21 protein-coding genes are annotated in these 15,067 nt (G+C 55.5%); 3 read left to right on the top strand and 18 right to left on the bottom strand.

Annotated features, from left to right (window positions below; genetic code table 11):
- Positions 1-5 precede the first annotated feature (5 nt).
- The 17 genes from DVA43_RS21440 to DVA43_RS21360 form a co-directional block, all read right to left on the bottom strand.
- Positions 6-644: a phage tail protein gene (locus DVA43_RS21440; protein WP_114316673.1), complete on the bottom strand. Its 639-nt coding sequence runs from the start codon at positions 642-644 to the stop codon at positions 6-8.
- Positions 637-1,821: a baseplate J/gp47 family protein gene (locus DVA43_RS21435; protein ID WP_114316671.1), complete on the bottom strand. Its 1,185-nt coding sequence runs from the start codon at positions 1,819-1,821 to the stop codon at positions 637-639. The genes DVA43_RS21440 and DVA43_RS21435 overlap by 8 nt, the downstream gene beginning before the upstream one ends.
- Positions 1,818-2,147: a DUF2590 family protein gene (locus DVA43_RS21430; protein ID WP_114316669.1), complete on the bottom strand. Its 330-nt coding sequence runs from the start codon at positions 2,145-2,147 to the stop codon at positions 1,818-1,820. Before DVA43_RS21430 ends, DVA43_RS21435 begins: the two co-directional genes overlap by 4 nt.
- Positions 2,144-4,111 carry a phage tail tape measure protein gene (locus DVA43_RS21425; protein ID WP_114316667.1) on the bottom strand — a complete coding sequence of 656 codons (1,968 nt, stop codon included), beginning with the start codon at positions 4,109-4,111 and terminating at the stop codon, positions 2,144-2,146. The genes DVA43_RS21430 and DVA43_RS21425 overlap by 4 nt, the downstream gene beginning before the upstream one ends.
- Entirely contained in the window at positions 4,111-4,203 is a 93-nt protein-coding gene (locus DVA43_RS25390; protein ID WP_371414043.1) for a hypothetical protein, read from the bottom strand. The genes DVA43_RS21425 and DVA43_RS25390 overlap by 1 nt, the downstream gene beginning before the upstream one ends.
- A 95-nt stretch (positions 4,204-4,298) precedes the next feature.
- Positions 4,299-4,559 carry a putative phage tail assembly chaperone gene (locus tag DVA43_RS21420; RefSeq protein ID WP_114316666.1) on the bottom strand — a complete coding sequence of 87 codons (261 nt, stop codon included), beginning with the start codon at positions 4,557-4,559 and terminating at the stop codon, positions 4,299-4,301.
- Between the two features lie 116 nt (positions 4,560-4,675).
- Entirely contained in the window at positions 4,676-5,041 is a 366-nt protein-coding gene (locus DVA43_RS21410; protein ID WP_114316662.1) for a hypothetical protein, read from the bottom strand.
- Positions 5,041-5,382 carry a M15 family metallopeptidase gene (locus DVA43_RS21405; protein ID WP_103177063.1) on the bottom strand — a complete coding sequence of 114 codons (342 nt, stop codon included), beginning with the start codon at positions 5,380-5,382 and terminating at the stop codon, positions 5,041-5,043. The genes DVA43_RS21410 and DVA43_RS21405 overlap by 1 nt, the downstream gene beginning before the upstream one ends.
- The gene (locus tag DVA43_RS21400) at positions 5,379-5,672 is read right to left on the bottom strand and encodes a phage holin family protein (protein ID WP_147271043.1); all 294 of its coding nucleotides are present in this window, start codon (positions 5,670-5,672) and stop codon (positions 5,379-5,381) included. Before DVA43_RS21400 ends, DVA43_RS21405 begins: the two co-directional genes overlap by 4 nt.
- An 8-nt stretch (positions 5,673-5,680) precedes the next feature.
- On the bottom strand, positions 5,681-6,136 hold the full coding sequence (locus DVA43_RS21395; protein ID WP_047743718.1) for a phage protein: 456 nt from the start codon (positions 6,134-6,136) through the stop codon (positions 5,681-5,683).
- Complete coding sequence (locus DVA43_RS21390) at positions 6,133-7,260, bottom strand: DUF2586 domain-containing protein (protein ID WP_114316660.1); 1,128 nt, start codon at positions 7,258-7,260, stop codon at positions 6,133-6,135. Before DVA43_RS21390 ends, DVA43_RS21395 begins: the two co-directional genes overlap by 4 nt.
- Positions 7,257-7,964: a hypothetical protein gene (locus DVA43_RS21385; RefSeq protein ID WP_114316658.1), complete on the bottom strand. Its 708-nt coding sequence runs from the start codon at positions 7,962-7,964 to the stop codon at positions 7,257-7,259. The genes DVA43_RS21390 and DVA43_RS21385 overlap by 4 nt, the downstream gene beginning before the upstream one ends.
- Positions 7,964-8,467 (bottom strand): phage tail protein, encoded by a 504-nt coding sequence (locus tag DVA43_RS21380; RefSeq protein WP_114316657.1) that lies wholly within the window; start codon positions 8,465-8,467, stop codon positions 7,964-7,966. The genes DVA43_RS21385 and DVA43_RS21380 overlap by 1 nt, the downstream gene beginning before the upstream one ends.
- Entirely contained in the window at positions 8,464-8,916 is a 453-nt protein-coding gene (locus DVA43_RS21375; RefSeq protein WP_114316655.1) for a head completion/stabilization protein, read from the bottom strand. The genes DVA43_RS21380 and DVA43_RS21375 overlap by 4 nt, the downstream gene beginning before the upstream one ends.
- Before the next feature lie 93 nt (positions 8,917-9,009).
- Positions 9,010-9,714, bottom strand: coding sequence for a phage terminase small subunit (gpM, locus tag DVA43_RS21370; protein WP_114316654.1), 705 nt, complete (start codon positions 9,712-9,714; stop codon positions 9,010-9,012).
- Between the two features lie 3 nt (positions 9,715-9,717).
- On the bottom strand, positions 9,718-10,740 hold the full coding sequence (locus DVA43_RS21365; protein WP_114316652.1) for a phage major capsid protein, P2 family: 1,023 nt from the start codon (positions 10,738-10,740) through the stop codon (positions 9,718-9,720).
- Between the two features lie 53 nt (positions 10,741-10,793).
- Positions 10,794-11,603 (bottom strand): GPO family capsid scaffolding protein, encoded by an 810-nt coding sequence (locus DVA43_RS21360; RefSeq protein ID WP_114317182.1) that lies wholly within the window; start codon positions 11,601-11,603, stop codon positions 10,794-10,796.
- Between the two features lie 157 nt (positions 11,604-11,760).
- Between DVA43_RS21360 and DVA43_RS21355 the strand changes: the two genes are divergently transcribed.
- The 3 genes from DVA43_RS21355 to DVA43_RS21345 are packed head-to-tail and all read left to right on the top strand — an operon-like array spanning position 11,761 to position 14,881.
- Positions 11,761-13,536, top strand: coding sequence for a terminase large subunit domain-containing protein (locus tag DVA43_RS21355; RefSeq protein ID WP_114316650.1), 1,776 nt, complete (start codon positions 11,761-11,763; stop codon positions 13,534-13,536).
- Positions 13,533-14,564 (top strand): phage portal protein, encoded by a 1,032-nt coding sequence (locus DVA43_RS21350; RefSeq protein ID WP_114316648.1) that lies wholly within the window; start codon positions 13,533-13,535, stop codon positions 14,562-14,564. The genes DVA43_RS21355 and DVA43_RS21350 overlap by 4 nt, the downstream gene beginning before the upstream one ends.
- On the top strand, positions 14,561-14,881 hold the full coding sequence (locus tag DVA43_RS21345; RefSeq protein WP_047743703.1) for an ogr/Delta-like zinc finger family protein: 321 nt from the start codon (positions 14,561-14,563) through the stop codon (positions 14,879-14,881). The genes DVA43_RS21350 and DVA43_RS21345 overlap by 4 nt, the downstream gene beginning before the upstream one ends.
- On the opposite strand, the gene DVA43_RS21340 is transcribed toward DVA43_RS21345, so the two are convergent.
- Positions 14,858-15,046, bottom strand: coding sequence for a hypothetical protein (locus DVA43_RS21340; protein WP_047743701.1), 189 nt, complete (start codon positions 15,044-15,046; stop codon positions 14,858-14,860). The two genes, DVA43_RS21345 and DVA43_RS21340, sit on opposite strands and share 24 nt — an antisense overlap.
- Positions 15,047-15,067 lie beyond the last annotated feature (21 nt).

The following is a 15,067-nucleotide window of genomic DNA, read 5'->3' as shown; positions in this document are numbered from 1 at the left end:
AGCACCTATAATTTTGCGCCAAACACGGCGTTATTTTCGTTATGTGATACAGCGGGAAATGTCATGTATTCCCCGTATTCCCGGTCAGTGCCGCTTACAGGCTCGCGGGCGCTGTAACAGATCAGCTCCCCCTCATCCCAGCCGGCATTGATAAAAAGTTTCAGCGTCGTCATCACCTCATACTGGTAACGACGGCAGGTTCGTCCGTACTGGCGAATAATCTGGATCATTAGTTCCGTGTTGGCCGCTAACTGACTGTCAGAGACGCGCACGGTGATAATGTCCCAGTCAATGCCAGGCTGGCGCTCCAGCATCTCCACATAGCCGATCCCCAGGCGCTCAAAAATGGCAATAAACCCGGCAACCGACCCGGAATCCCGGGCATTGACAAAGGCATAAGCCACGCGCTTACGGAACAGGCTCAGGGGCTCGCTCTTGAATCGGGCAATGTCCCGATCCCAGGCCAGCAGGTTCAGCAACGCCTCATTGCAAGTCAGCGGATCAAACTGGTTAACTGGCCAGGTGATCCAGCCATAGACCCGCGCCCAGAATCGCCGGGCGGCAGCAAGCAGCTTTTTCGGCTCCCCTTCGTTCATCCAGAACGGCAGCGCCATTGACGCCAGCTTTTTCAGAAAATCAGGCATCCTTCAGCTCCACGGTCAGATCGGACAAACGCGGGACATTCAGATCGCTGACGATATCGGTCAGCGAAAACGCCAGAGAGTCGATTACCGCGTAGGCTTTGTGCAGCTCGCGCCCGAGGTTTGAAAATGAAAACCGGTCATACGGCCTGGTGCGCTTCACGTCAAAATCACTGTTTTCCCGGAACGCGCTGCGAATCAGGTTTTCAACGCCGGATTGCAGGGCGGTGTATTCATCCACAGCAAGATTCGCCAGGTTCTCCACATACACGGTCACATTCAGCTGATGCAGGGTTTCTGGCATGGGGAAACACTGCATATCATCGCCATGCCCGTGGTTTCCTTGCCCGGTGATATGGTCATTCACTGCGTCAATAAACGGCTGAGAAATCACTCCCGTATCAAGCAGCAGATAGGCGTTTGCCGTACCCGGCCCCCGTGGTGCGTCATGCTCAAAATAAATGCGGTCGATGCTCAGCCCGGCCACGCTGGCGATCATTGAGCGGTACACCGCGTCAGTGTGGTAATTGCCCACCAGGTTAAACTGGTTTCGGCAGCGTTCGCGCAGCTCGTCATCGCTCTCCTCATCCGCGCCCGGCGTGGTCAACCAGTCATCCTCATTGACCACGCGACTGATGCCCGCCACGGCCACAGGCAAAATACGGTAATAGCCCGGCGCAAGGTTCCATGCGCCGCCCGCGGCGGAAGCTTTTACCGGGATCAGGGCGCTGGCCATATCGGCGGTAATGGTAAAGTCCGCCGTGGTGTCCAGCTCGTACACCACCCCGTTAATGCGCTCAGTCTGGATACGCGTTCCCGCCTTCACCGTGACCACGGCGCGGGCATCCATTTTGTAAAAACGAATGACGCCCTGGGCGGCAACGGCGGGTTTCGGCGTCACGTTCACCGCCCACGCCAGCAGGCGCAGAAGCTGGCCGGATGCCGTGGCCACGAACATATTCGCCAGCACCGTGGTTACCAGGACGTCTTTGAGCCACAGAACGGGCGTGGTCACGATGGCCGTGATCAGCCGCCAGAAGGGCGACATACGGGAGGTATTGGTAATCAGCCCCTCTTCTTCCGCGATGGCGTTGAACTGCGTGCGCAGCTCCTCCGCCGTGGTCGGCATTCCGCTTTTCTTCACCACTTCGTTAAAATCAACATCCGGCTTCGTTGTCATAATTCCGCCCTAACCGATACCGAACCAAAATCCCATGTACCCGCAGTGATCCACAGGCGCTTTACGCTTTCCTCTGTAATCACCACCGTTCCCGGCTCTATTCGCTCATCACTTTCAATAAGTAATTCCAGCCGGGTTAAAATATCTCCACGCATGGTCGGACTGCGTTCGGCAATTAATTCAGTAGCAAGACCGCTTTCAAGAATTGAATGCACAATATCCTGTCCAATACTTTGCTTGTTATTGCAAAGCACAGGCTCACTCCCGGAGTTAAGAACGAAATTCCGACCCTCAATCAGTAAATCGATATATAAAAGCTCACTCATTGCAGCTCGCTCCATTCCGCAAGTTGTCCCGGCGTCATCGCTTCCTTCGGATAAATATTTACCTGTCCGTAATGCTTACTCTGGTCGGTAACAGATTTGGCGTTGCTATTTATGGTTTTGCTGATACCGCCTTTTTCAACGCCCGTTAATTTCCCGCCCGTGGATAACGTATTTTGCGTTATGGGCTGTTCACCGTTTCCCCCGGCAAGTGATATATCCACCCCCGGAATTTTATTCAGCTTTTCTACAATCCAGTTCCATGAATTTAAAAACGTGGCTTTGATGGTATTCCAAACATTATCGAATAAGCCCACGATGCCGCTTGCCATCCCCGCCAGTGAATCCAGAGGAGAAAAGCCGGTAAGCAACGCCACAAAACTGTTCCAGCCATCTGTGATTGACTGCCATGCACTCTGGAACACTCCAGCCACCCAGCTCACCGCTTCGGCCAGCACCTTAAACGCCGCGGTGTTCATCACCGCCGCTTTGATGGCTTCCCAGTTCTTAACCAGCAACCAGCACCCGGCAACCAGCAGGGCAATCGCACCTACGATCAGCAATATTGGCCAGCTCATAAGATTGATGCCGATCCCGGCGGATATCGCCGCCATACGCAGGGCTAAAATTACTCCCCGTGCAAACTTCATTGCGCTTGCCCAGGCAAGACTCGCTTTAGTGTTCAGCCATAACCAGGCGGTATTAATCTTTGTTACAGCTGTGAATACTTTCCAGATCCCCGTGAGTCCAGTCATCACAAAGAACGAAACACCCATCACGATATTTGCCAGCGCACCGGCTGCGGCCACGCTGAGTATGGCCAACGTCACATATCCCACGACACGGGCGATGTTGGGAAACATCTGCATCCACTTCACAAAGGTGGCACCCATATCGGCCAGCTTATTCAGCAGCGGATACAGCACGGGCAGTAGCGTCAGTCCGATCACGGTCTGCGCGGCATTCAGGATGGCCACAAATCTGTCCCACGGCTTAACCATCTTCGCGGCCATTTCCTGGGTACGTTTCAGACCGTCAGAGCCGCCCAGCTCAGTGATGTTGCGCTGCAGCGAATCAATGTTGCCGTACAGCTGTTTCACCACCGCCGAACTGTCACCGAACGCGTCATCCAGTTCTTTTTGTGCCTTAAGGTTGCCCTCCAGGCTCTTTCCGTATTTGCCCTGTAACTTGATGAGCATATCCGGCATCGAGAGCATATTCCCCTGAGCATCCTGGAAGGACAGTCCCAGCTTTTTAGCGCCGTCCACCGCGCTGTTCATAAACGACTCGTAGGCACCACTGGCCTCCGATCCCAGACTGCGGCTCAGTTGCCCCAGCACGGCAAGCTGCTCATCAATCCCGATGTTGAAGTTATTCCCGACGCCGCGCGCCCCTTCCATCAGGTCTTTGATAGCACCCATTTCGACACCGAACCGCTGGCGCATCACCGTCATTTTCCCTGCCAGCTGCTCGGCAAACTGCACCTTGCCCAGACGGTCAGCGTCACTTTTAAAGTTGGCGAACATTTGCCCCATAAACTCAGAGGTATCCTGAGAGGTGGCTTTCATCGCAAAGGCCAGGGTATTGGCGACTTTGGTCATCTTCGGCAGCTCTGTCGCCGTCAGACCGTCAATCGCCCCGTTAATCTGCGCCGTAGAGTTGACGAACTCGACGGCGCTTGCCCCGTAAGTGGCGCTGAACAGCAGCGCATCACGCTGGACGGTTTTCAGGGATGTGCTGTCGATACCCCGCGCGGAGGCCTCGTTAAGCGCATCAAACATTTCAATAGCCGGAGAGAGTGCGCCGCGCACCGTCTGCGCGACGCCCCACATGGCCAGCGCGCCCACGCCAATACGTTTAAACGCATCTTTTGATTTATCAGCAAAATCCGTCACCGACGTCTGCGCCTGTTTTAACGGGCGCGTTAATTTGTCGATAAGGCTTAATGTAAAATCCAGTTGTTTCATTATGAGCCTTTAAACGCGGTTCCTATTCCATTGGCTACCGCTACTTTCATATTTTCCCAGTAGCGGTTATCCAGCCAGACGGCAGCGGCGATATCATCAATATTATCGTCCCCGTGCGGGAGATAATGGCGGCGTAATATTACGTACTGGCTGAGTCCATTTGATTCAATCGCATGGACTCGCGCCGTTAGTTTTTTACTTCGATTTCCAGCTCTGGCGCGTAAATTTCATTCACTTTCGCAACCAGCTGCAGCGGTACACCCGGACGGGTAATAAAGTCTTCCAGCGCAGCTTTACTTTCCGTTGCCACGATACGTTTTAAATAACTGACCGCCGGGGCGACTTTGTTATCCATCGACATATCATTAATGAACTTGTTATAGGCGGTCACGTTTGGCTCAAATAACAGCTCAACACCTGCAATAGCTAATTTAATTTTCTCGCTCATTTAATCTTTCTCTCTGGTTAATTTCATCCACGAGCGTGTTATGTCGCGCCGCGCAGACGGAATATAAATCCTGATAATTAAGTAACGCCCCGGCGACTAATGCCCCGGTGACTCCCTCAAGGCGCGGCAGTTCCTCCGGGCACTTTGTTTTGAGGTTTTCCTGATAGGGCACGCCCTGCTCTGGCTGCGGCTTCGTTGAACATGCTGACAAACTCATCAGACACGCACACGTTAGTAAAAACCGGCTTAACCATTTCGGTGCGAATTTCACGCGGTTGCGCATTGGCCAGCGCCTCCAGTTTGTTTTCCAGACTGCGCGCTGACTCGCTGGCAATGGTCTGCGTGGTGGCGCGGGTTTTATTTGCCGCCGCCGTTGCCGCCGTGGAGATCGATAATTCCAGACTGTCGCGCCGCCAGTCAGCGGTCAGCCAGCCCCAGACGAACGCCACCGCAACCACAATCAACCACTGGCCAGTTGTCATCAGCGCACCCCGTTGTGTTCCAGGCTGAAATGGTTGCCGTCCGGGTTGGACTTGAATCGCCCGCCCCAGCTGCCGCCCAGCGACTCCCAGTATTCACCCAGCGGCAGATACGCTTCGCTTTTGTCCTGATACTGGCCGTTAATGAACAGGTTAAAGTCCACGGCCAGGCGCTGCGTGTGCAGGCTGTTCGCGATCCCGCTGCCCTTTTTCGCGTTCAGTGCTGCCTGTTCCGGCGTGCGGTACGCTTCGCCATACGTCAGGCGGTATCCGTGGGTTTCAGCCCACAACACCAGATTGGCCACCATGATGGTGAACAGCTGCTGCTTTTCGCTCAGTGTCATTGTGCTTCGCTCCGTTCTTTTTTCCCGGCTGCGCGACGGCGCAACCACAATTCAACTGCCTGATAACCGGCAATACCCAGCGCCGCCCCCAGCCCCTGAATCGCCAGGGGATTGGCGTTCGGGATTTGAATCAGCGCAGCCCCGGCCATCACCGACACAAAGCTGCCCAGGATCACGCGCCCTGCAAAATGGCGCAGCGTGATAGGGGCATTGCCAGACAGCACCTTGCCAATGGCAATCAGGGCACCGATTAACAGCAATGAGAGAAGGCTTTTTTCATGTTCCTGCATACTGCGCCTTAACCGATCAGGTTTTCCGTGGCTTCCGCTTCCAGATACGGGATGCCGTCGATGTTGATAAAACGCGGGTCAGTCACGACAAACTTGAATTTGCGTGTGGATACCGCGCCTCCTTTGGGGTCGATGTTCAGCAGGCTGGAGAGATTCAGTTTGCAGCCGAACGCCTCAACCTTGATTTCTTCATCGCCCGCTTTCGCGTAGAACAGGAGATCGAGCGGCGGGATACCGCGCCATGATCCGTTCTGCTGCGCCCGCGCCTTGAGCACCGCAACGGCCTTTGTTGCCAGCTCAAGCTCACCCTCTGCCGTCACGTCACCATCAACGTAACCATCCGGCACGCCGTGCGTGGTGGCCGCTGTCGTGTTGTCGGTAATGTCCAGGGTACACGCCTCGACATGTACCAGATCGCCGTCCACATAGACGTCAAACGACATGCCTGAAATACGCTTGCTCATGCGCTGGCCTCCGTGTTCTGGTCAAGCAGCAGGCTGATCGTGATTTGCAGCGGCACTTCATACGTGCGAACCACGATGTAAATCTCGACGTGCTTTTTCGTTTTCCAGACGATCTGCACATCCCCGTCCTGCGGTGGCTTCGTTTCGCCAGGGAACAACACCCCGTTAATCTCAGCGGCTTTCGACATTTCCCGCAGCGGGCGCGCAAAAAGCGTCTGGTGCGCGGCAATACTGCCCGGCGTGCTGTTCAGCGAACGATCCCCGATTTTGCCGATGGCCAGCAGACGAACCCGGCGCGCCGCTTTATCAGCAATACGTACCGTTTCAATCGACTGGTAATCACCGCCTTCAACGTCCAGCGTGCGTCCGTCAGACCAGTAGATGCCGTCATAATCGGGATACCACATCGCCACGCTGAAACGCTGCGATTCCAGCGCCTGCAGCGTCGCAATCTCAATCGTTTTGCCCGTGCCATCCTTCGGCAGATCGTCACTGCCCAGACTCAGCAGTGCCCCGGTTTTGACGCGCGCCGGGCTGTCGGCAATAGTGACGGCACGGTTACACAGCCGTCCTGCCAGTACACCCGGCTCGTTGCCCCAGATACGGGGAACCAGCTGCACCGCCTTTTCTGCAATGCCTGCCTGAAGTGCCGAGAGTCGCACCAGATATTCCGCCTGGTCTTCATCAGGCTGGAATCCTTCGACGGCCAGCGCGAACCACACCCAGCGGCCAAACTTCGCGATCAGGTTTGAGCGCAGCGTGGCGGCATCGTTGATCGTTGCCTTTGTACTGACGTCATCGCAGAGCACGACACCTTCAACCGAACAGGAAACCTGCGCCGCAATAACGGCGTCCACCCAGTCTTTTTCTGCCGCGTCTGCCGGCAGGGCGTGAACAAACGCCCACCAGTTCTGCCCGGCGTTCGCCTGGGCTGCGATCAGATCGCTTTTCAGCGGCGAATCGCCGTCACCCAGCACAGCATCAAAGTCCGTCTGCGCGTTCACCGCGATAGTTTTCCCGGTGTTGGTCGTACCTTTACCGATAAACAGCGCCGCGCGTTCGACTTCCGTCACCTCGCCCAGCAACTGATTTACCTGGTTCACATCCACTAACGGCCAGGTCATGAATTACCCCTTATGTCCTGCGCGTTCACGTCCCAGCCAAAGCCGATGGCCTGCAGCTGGCGCGCCAGCGCCTTGTTAAATTCTTCATCGCTCATGCCGAGGAAGGCACGGGCGGGCAGATCAATCGTCCAGCTGTTTTTCACCGTTTTGCCGAGCAGCTTGCGGATCAGCAATCCGGCCTGGTCGTAACTCATGGTTTCCATCAGCTGCTTGTACGTGGGCTTAACCATCCGCTTGCCCCGCTTCACCTGATAACCCAGTGACCGCAGTTTTTTGGCCTGCGACACCGTGGCCATCTTGCCGCTGTTACTCCCCCTCGCCTTACCGCTGCGGTTTACGCGCATCGTCATGCCGTTCTGCTGCGCGTAACCCACCACCCCGGCCGGAACCGGTGTTTCACCGTTGCGGTATCCACCCCCCTGCAGATACACCCTAACGGCGGCGATTTCCGGCATTTCCCGGATGTGCAGCAGCTTCGGCATGTTGCGCAGCATCTCCCCCCTGCGCTTTGTCCTGCGCCCCGGCCACGGCTGGCCATCCGGTGACTGCTGGTTACGGACGTTGCGCTTAGCCGCGGCAATCAGTCCGTATTTCGCCAGGCGCCACAGCAGCCGCTGGCGTTTTTTGGGTGGCAGTTCCAGGCTGGCCAGCGCCTGCCGCAGTTCGGCCAGCTGCTTTTTATTCAGCTCACCGCCTGCAAACATCAGGCGTCACCCGCAGGTGCGCCAGCGGGATCGGTACTGAATACCGTCGCACTGAATGCCGTCAGCACCTCCGGGTCAACGAGTGACCAGCGTTCACCGCGCCACGGGATAGCACCGTTTTCGTCCTGACGGATCACCAGTTCTTCAACCAGCGGCATGGTCAGAACCACCACGGCGGTTTCCTCATCCTCCGGGGATACATCCCAGTCCGGTTCGGCATCCGTGATACCCAGCTCATCCATAACGGTGCTGCCGTAGTCATCCAGCCAGGCTTCCATCAGCGAAACCAGCAGCTGTGGCGGGCAAAGCCGGTACGGGAAACGCTCCCAGGCCAGCTGCGCGCTGTAGCGAATCACCGCCTGGCGGTACTGCCCCAGCCCCAAATCTTTTGCGGCCGGAATAATGCGCATTTCATCAATCAGGCTGGTAAAGCCCTGCATGGCGCGCTCAGGCACATTTGCCCGGAAAAAGGCGGTCAGTGATTCCAGCTGTGTTTCACTCATACCTTGCTCACCGTTACCCGTTTCAGCCCTTTGATCAGCCGGATGGTGACAGAGGACTCCGCCAGTAACCCGGCGCGGGTTTCCTCGCTTTCCTGCCCCGGGTGGCTGTCACGCCGCCCAATGGTGGCGAACTCTCCCAGCAAATCGGCCTTAGCGCGGGCAAACACCGCTTTGGTGTACTGCGCACAAAGCCCGTTAATCCCGCCGAGGCTGACGCCCGGCACACTGGCCGCAGTGGCATGACCTGCCGCCCGGTGCTTTTCTTCCACAGAGGCCAGCCCCGCATTCACCTCCGTTACCGCCGCCAGTAATGCCTGGCCAACGGTTCCCGCGTCCATATCGGGCGGAATGGCGCGCGCCGCCTGAAAATCTTTAAGGTTCAGGTCTGGCCAGAAGCCGTTATTGGTCAACGGCTCATCGTTGTAGTTAATCGGATTCCCGCTAAACATGGCTCCCCCGAAAAAGGCGGGCTGACCGGAGTCCACGGCACAAAGCACATCGTGCGTTGCCCTCATCCGCGCCCGCCCGGCTTGCGGTAGTCGTTATTGTTCTTTTGCCAGGCTGCGCAGGCGCGCCGCAATCTGGTTTCGCATCGTCCCCACACCCACCCGCTTATAAAGTTTTTCTGCCGTCGCCAGCAGCACAGCGGCTTTTTCCAGCGTTTCCGCGTCCTCCACCGCCGTGGCGCGGGGCTGGCCACTGTCATCACGCAGCAGCAGCAGCCCGGCGAACTTGAACCACTTCGCTGTGATTTCCTCATGCAGCCGCCAGCGCGTGGTGACGTTCTCAAAGGTGCGTGAGAAATACGGCTCGATACTTTCCCCCGCCGCCGCCGTGCTTTCCGCCCAGGCCATCACCGTATCGGCCACGAATGCCGGGAAGGTGCTGCGGATGTTGTCCGGCGTCGGCTGCTGCTGCGCAATGGCGATATCTGCCAGCTCCAGCGCCTTATCCAGATCCCCGGCATCAAAAAGCCAGATCACGCACCAGGCAAAGACCGGGTGAGCAAATATGCTGCCGCTATCCAGATACGCTGTTACTGTCGGCATCCACTTCGGCAGCAGCACGTCACGCTTATACGCAACCCGGTCGGATATCGTCGGCAGGGTACGAAGCCAGGCCACATCCTGATTCAGCGCCTGGATTTGCACATGCAGACTGTCGAGACTTTCGACGGCCTGGCGGCGCTCCAGCTGCTTTTGTACGGCAATCTTCTGGTTGTGACGTTGCGCAGGTGACAGTGCCATTTATCAGCCCTCCGAAGGCTCGGCCAGCTCACCGATGGTCACGGCGTTTTCGTCAATGGCCGCATACAGCTCCGGTACTTCGACGGCGTAACCTTCGTTTCGCAGGTATTTGTTTTCGTACTGCTTGCGGTCATCCACGAACTCAGCTTTACGCTGACGTGTATTGCGCTGGGTGTAGATATGCAGGTTAGGCAGCATGGTCACGACCATACGCTTACCTGGCATAAACGGCGGCACCATTGCAGGACGCCCGGCGATGGTGTTACCCAGCATCTGCGCGGCGATTTTTTCCGTTGGCTTGTCAGCGCCCTGGTAAAGACGGAACTGCTCAGCCGCCACCAGGTCAGCGCCAGCCAGCACCACCAGACGCGGGTCAGTACGGAACTGCTGCGGAATTTTGGTGTTGATGAGATCGGACGCCATCGCATCCAGGGAACGGTAATCACCCTGCTCATCCAGCGTGACCGGATCGGTGATGATTTGCTTGCCACTATCCCAATCTTTCATGATGGCGTGCCAGCCTTTGTTTACGTCCTCACCGTTCGGGTTAGTTTCGTAATTCGTGGTTTTTTCGACGCTCTTACCGTTAAAGCCGATACGCAGCATATCCAGCGCAAAGGCCTGGTTAGAGAAGGTCTGTACCAGCTGGAAGAACTCATCTTCGGTCTTGCCGGAGTTAGCCCAGACAGAAAGCAGATCCCAGCGCAACGCCGCACAGGAGTCGGTTTCAACCAGCTTATAGTCGTTACCGTCCACACCCACACGGCGGGTAAAGCGCCCGGATTCACTGCGCCCGGTATACAGACCTGATGCACCCACGTTAATCACCTGGCCGGAAAGCTGATCCACGTCCAGGCAGGTAATCATGTTGAGAAGCTCAACAGATTCCAGCAGAGCCAGGCGCAATGCAGTTTCTTTCGGGTCGGTCATGGCGAAATAACGTTCGGTATCAGCAACGCCGTAATCCTTCGCCATGCCCGCGCAAAACGCATTCATCAACTGGCGCGCACGTTCATTTAAATACATAGATATTCCCCGCGTTGACGCGATTAATAATGAAAAGGTTTATTTAAAAGCGATTAAAGGAACTTGAATCCTTTACCTTTATTTTTATCGCCGAACTGACGCTGCGGCAGCGTGGTCACTTTTTTATCCAGCTTGCTGAAATTTGCCAGAATGGTTGGCAGGCTATCGCGCAGGCTGGCAAATTCTTCGGTATCGACCACTTCCGCAATGGTTTCAATATCGCCCTGCGCTGCTGCAATTTGTTCTTCTACTTTTGCCAGACGCTCTTCAATACCATTAAGCGCCTCTGCCAGAGCCTGTAATTTGTCGTCACTGGTCGGGTCATCGCCCGGCACTTCTTCAAATTTTTTCTTGGGTTCAATATTGAACAGCTTTTGCCACGGAGTTTTCATTTTCTTTTCCTGCGTAATTTTTCCATCAGAGGACATTGCGCACGCGTAATATCCCTGCTTCGTTAACTTGCGTTTTTCTGAAAAACGCAGACGTGTAGTGCCAACACTTGCCGGGCGGTCAGTCACCGCCAGCCCCTTGAGATACGTCCGGCCGCTGCCGCGCCAGTTCTCTTCCGGTTCAATGGAGAAATAAACCATCTGGCCTTCGCGGTTCGCATGAATCAGGTTCAGATTGGGGGTGAGCTTTGCGTATAACCTGGCAAGTCCGTCCTCTCCGTCCTGCCACATGGCCGCTGCAACTTCGCCACAATTTCCCCAGTCCCGTGAATGCTCCGGCCAAATCATTGCGCCGTAGTGTTCAGCGTTATAGGTTTCCCCCATATCAATGATCCACTCGCGATAAATCTGCCGCTCATCGACCGTATCCCCTTCGGTGGCAATACACAGCCAGTCAGTTTTTAAATGGGACATATCCCCTCGCCTCGCCGTAATTGCCAGATGATTATTACGAATAAATAACCGGGCATCATCCAGATTAATTCTGGTCAGTTCGGATAAGCGGTAATAAACGAACACCTGCGAATTAAAGCCGCCGTTTTTTATAATCAGCCACGGCATAATTAAATCTATGGCTAAATACTCCGAAGAATTAAAAGGCGTTGCCCGCGCACTTTATCTGCGCCGTGCCACCCCAAAAGAAATTGCTGCTGATTTAAATCTGCCGAATGCGCGGATCATTTACTACTGGGCGGAGAAATACCAATGGGCTGACCTGCTAAGCCATGAAAGCACCGAGGAAGCGATTGAGCGCCGCTACCAGCTGCTTGCCGGGCGAAACGAAAAGACCGATCTCGAACTCAAAGAAATGGACATGCTGATTGCTCACGCCACGAAGCTGCGCGCCCAGAGTAATAAGCACAAAGAGAAGCTGGCAGAAAGCCAGGGTAAACGCCGCGACCAGGGCGGCGGCGATGAGGACGACGACCAGCCACGGAAAAAGCGCCAGTACCGTAAGAATGATATTTCGGGGCTGACGCAGGAAGATTTCGACGCCTTTGCAGAAGAGAACCTGTTCGGCTATCAGAAGCATTTGCGCCTGAATATCGCCCAGCAAATCCGTAATATCCTGAAAAGCCGCCAGATCGGGGCGACCTGGTATTTCGCGTATGAGGCGTTTGAAAATGCCGTTATGACGGGCGATCCGCAAATTTTCCTGTCAGCGTCACGCCCGCAGGCCGAGGTGTTCCGCAGCTATATCGTCAACATTGCGCAGCAGTATTTTGGCATCACCCTGACGGGCAACCCGATCCGCCTGAGCAACGGCGCAGAGCTGCGCTTCCTCTCCACCAATAAAAACACCGCTCAGTCCTACAGCGGCCACCTGTACTGTGATGAATATTTCTGGGTGCCCAACTTTGCGAAGCTGAACGAAGTCGCTTCCGCAATGGCCACCCACGACAAATGGCGCACCACCTACTTTTCCACGCCATCTGCCAAAACGCACCAGGCGTACCCGTTCTGGACGGGCGAAGAGTGGAAACAGGGCAGCAAGAAACGCGCCCATGTGCCGTTCCCGACTTTCGACGAACTGCGCGACGGTGGCCGCTCCTGCCCCGATGGCCAGTGGCGCTACGTCATCACGCTGGAAGATGCGATCAACGGCGGGTTTAACCTGGCCAGCATTGACCGCCTGCGCAACCGGTACAACGAAACCACGTTCAGCATGCTGTATATGTGCGTATTCGTTGACAGCAAAGACAGCGTTTTCAGGTTCTCCGACCTGGAGGCCTGCGCCGTGGAAACGGATACCTGGCAGGATCACAACCCGGACGCCGCCCGGCCATTTGGTGATCGCCCGGTATGGGGCGGATTCGACCCTGCGCGCAGCGGCGACCTGTCGTGTTTCGTCATCGTTGCCCCACCCATTCTAGCACCGGAAAAATACCGCGTGCTGCGGGTGTTCAGCTGGAAAGGCATGAACTTCCGCTGGCAGGCAAAGCAGATCGAGAAACTCTTCCAGCAGTACAACTTCACCTATATCGGCGTGGACGTTACCGGGATAGGCCAAGGGGTGTTTGAAAATATCCAGCACTTCGCCCTGCGCGTGGCCAAACCGATTCGCTATGACCGTAACACCAAAGACCAGCTGGTACTCAAAGCCTGCGACGTGGTGGAGAGCAGCCGTATTGAGTGGGACAAAGACCAGAAAGAGATCCCGGCCAGTTTTATGGCCATTCGCCGCACCAGTACGCAGAGCGGCAATGCCATGACGTTTGTCGCAGACCGCACGCAGGAAACCGGACACGCCGAAGCGTTCTGGGCGATCACTCACGCCCTGCATAACGAACCGCTCAACTATGAGAACAAGCCAAAATCCAAATGGGGGCTTAAGAAAGCAGCATGACCAGAAAGAAAAAATATGCCGGGCAACACGACAAAAGCACACCGCAGCCCACCAAAAAAATGAGCGTTCTGCGCTTCGGCAAGCCTGAACCGGTACTGACTACCGGCACGGACTACAGCGATGTGTGGTACGACAACGAGGCGAACCATTACACGCTTCCCATTGACCGCCTGGCGCTGGCGCAGCTGATTAACTTGAATGGCCAGCACGGCGGCATCATCCATGCGCGCAAGAATCTGGTGATGAGCGACTATCAGGGCGGCGGGCTTAGCCGCGACGAAATGGAAGCTGCCGTGTTTGACTTCATCACGTTTGGCGACGTTGGCTTTGTGAAAATCCGCAACGGCTGGGGTGAAGTTGAATCCATCGCACCGATGCCAGGTCTGTATACCCGCCGCCGCAAAACAGGGGAATTTGCTGTACTGCAGCAGGGCGAACCGCTGATTTATCAGCCGGAGGACGTCATTTTTATGCGGATGTACGATCCGCAGCAGCACATCTACGGTCTACCGGACTACATTGGCGGCATCCACTCCGCACTACTCAACAGCGAAGCGGTCATCTTCCGCCGCCGCTACTACCACAACGGCGCACATACGGGCGGCATTCTCTATACCCGTGACCCGAGCATGACCGATGAAGTGGAAGAAGAGATTGAGCGCCAGCTGCGTGACAGCAAAGGGATCGGGAACTTCTCAACCATCCTGGTAAACATTCCAGGCGGTGATAAAGAAGGCGTGCAGTTCATCCAGATGGGGGATATTTCTGCTAAGGATGAGTTTGCCAGCGTGAAGAACATCAGCGCCCAGGACATTCTCAACGCCCACCGTTTCCCCGCCGGGCTGGCCGGGCAGATCGCGCAGAACGCCGGAGGACTGGGCGACCCGGAAAAGGCCGAACTGATTTACAAACGCAGTGAGGTTATCCCGCTGCAACGTCGTTTTATGGAGGCGATCAACAGCGATAAGGAAATCCCGCTAAATCTGCGACTTAATTTTGCTAACGGAACGGGAAACGGTGCGGCATGAGGAAAAACAGTTTAAAATCCAGGCATCCGAAATCGTTTGGAGCATGGAAAGTGCGCGTATTGAAAATTGAATGCCCCGACTGCGGTTCTAAAGCAATAATCAAAAAAACGAATAGAAAACACAGGGAAATTGCTGATATTTATTGCGCTTGCGCTGACGTAGAGTGTGGCCACACTTTTGTGATGAACCTGACGTTCTCCCATACGCTCAGCCCAAGCGCAAAATCGGGTGATGCTATGTTGCAGCAGCTGATTAGCAAACTGTCACCACAGCAAAAGCAAATGACACTGGACCTACTGAAAACCGCTTCCAACTGAGCCCCCAACGTGGGGCTTTTTTATTTCTTTGCTAATTTCTCCAGCCCATTCACCGATCAATACCAACGCAATTTGCTGCTCCCGACGAGTCACATTCTCAATCAATGCAACCTTCGATAATAACTCTATAAATTCGGCACGTGCTGCAACTTCTACCAGCTCCATCAGCTTACCCCTGTAGAAATA

Source organism: Leclercia sp. W6 (assembly GCF_003336345.1).
Classification (GTDB): Bacteria; Pseudomonadota; Gammaproteobacteria; order Enterobacterales; family Enterobacteriaceae; genus Enterobacter.
The sequence above is the reverse complement of the archived record's forward strand: the minus strand, read 5'-3'. Positions and strand labels throughout refer to the sequence as shown.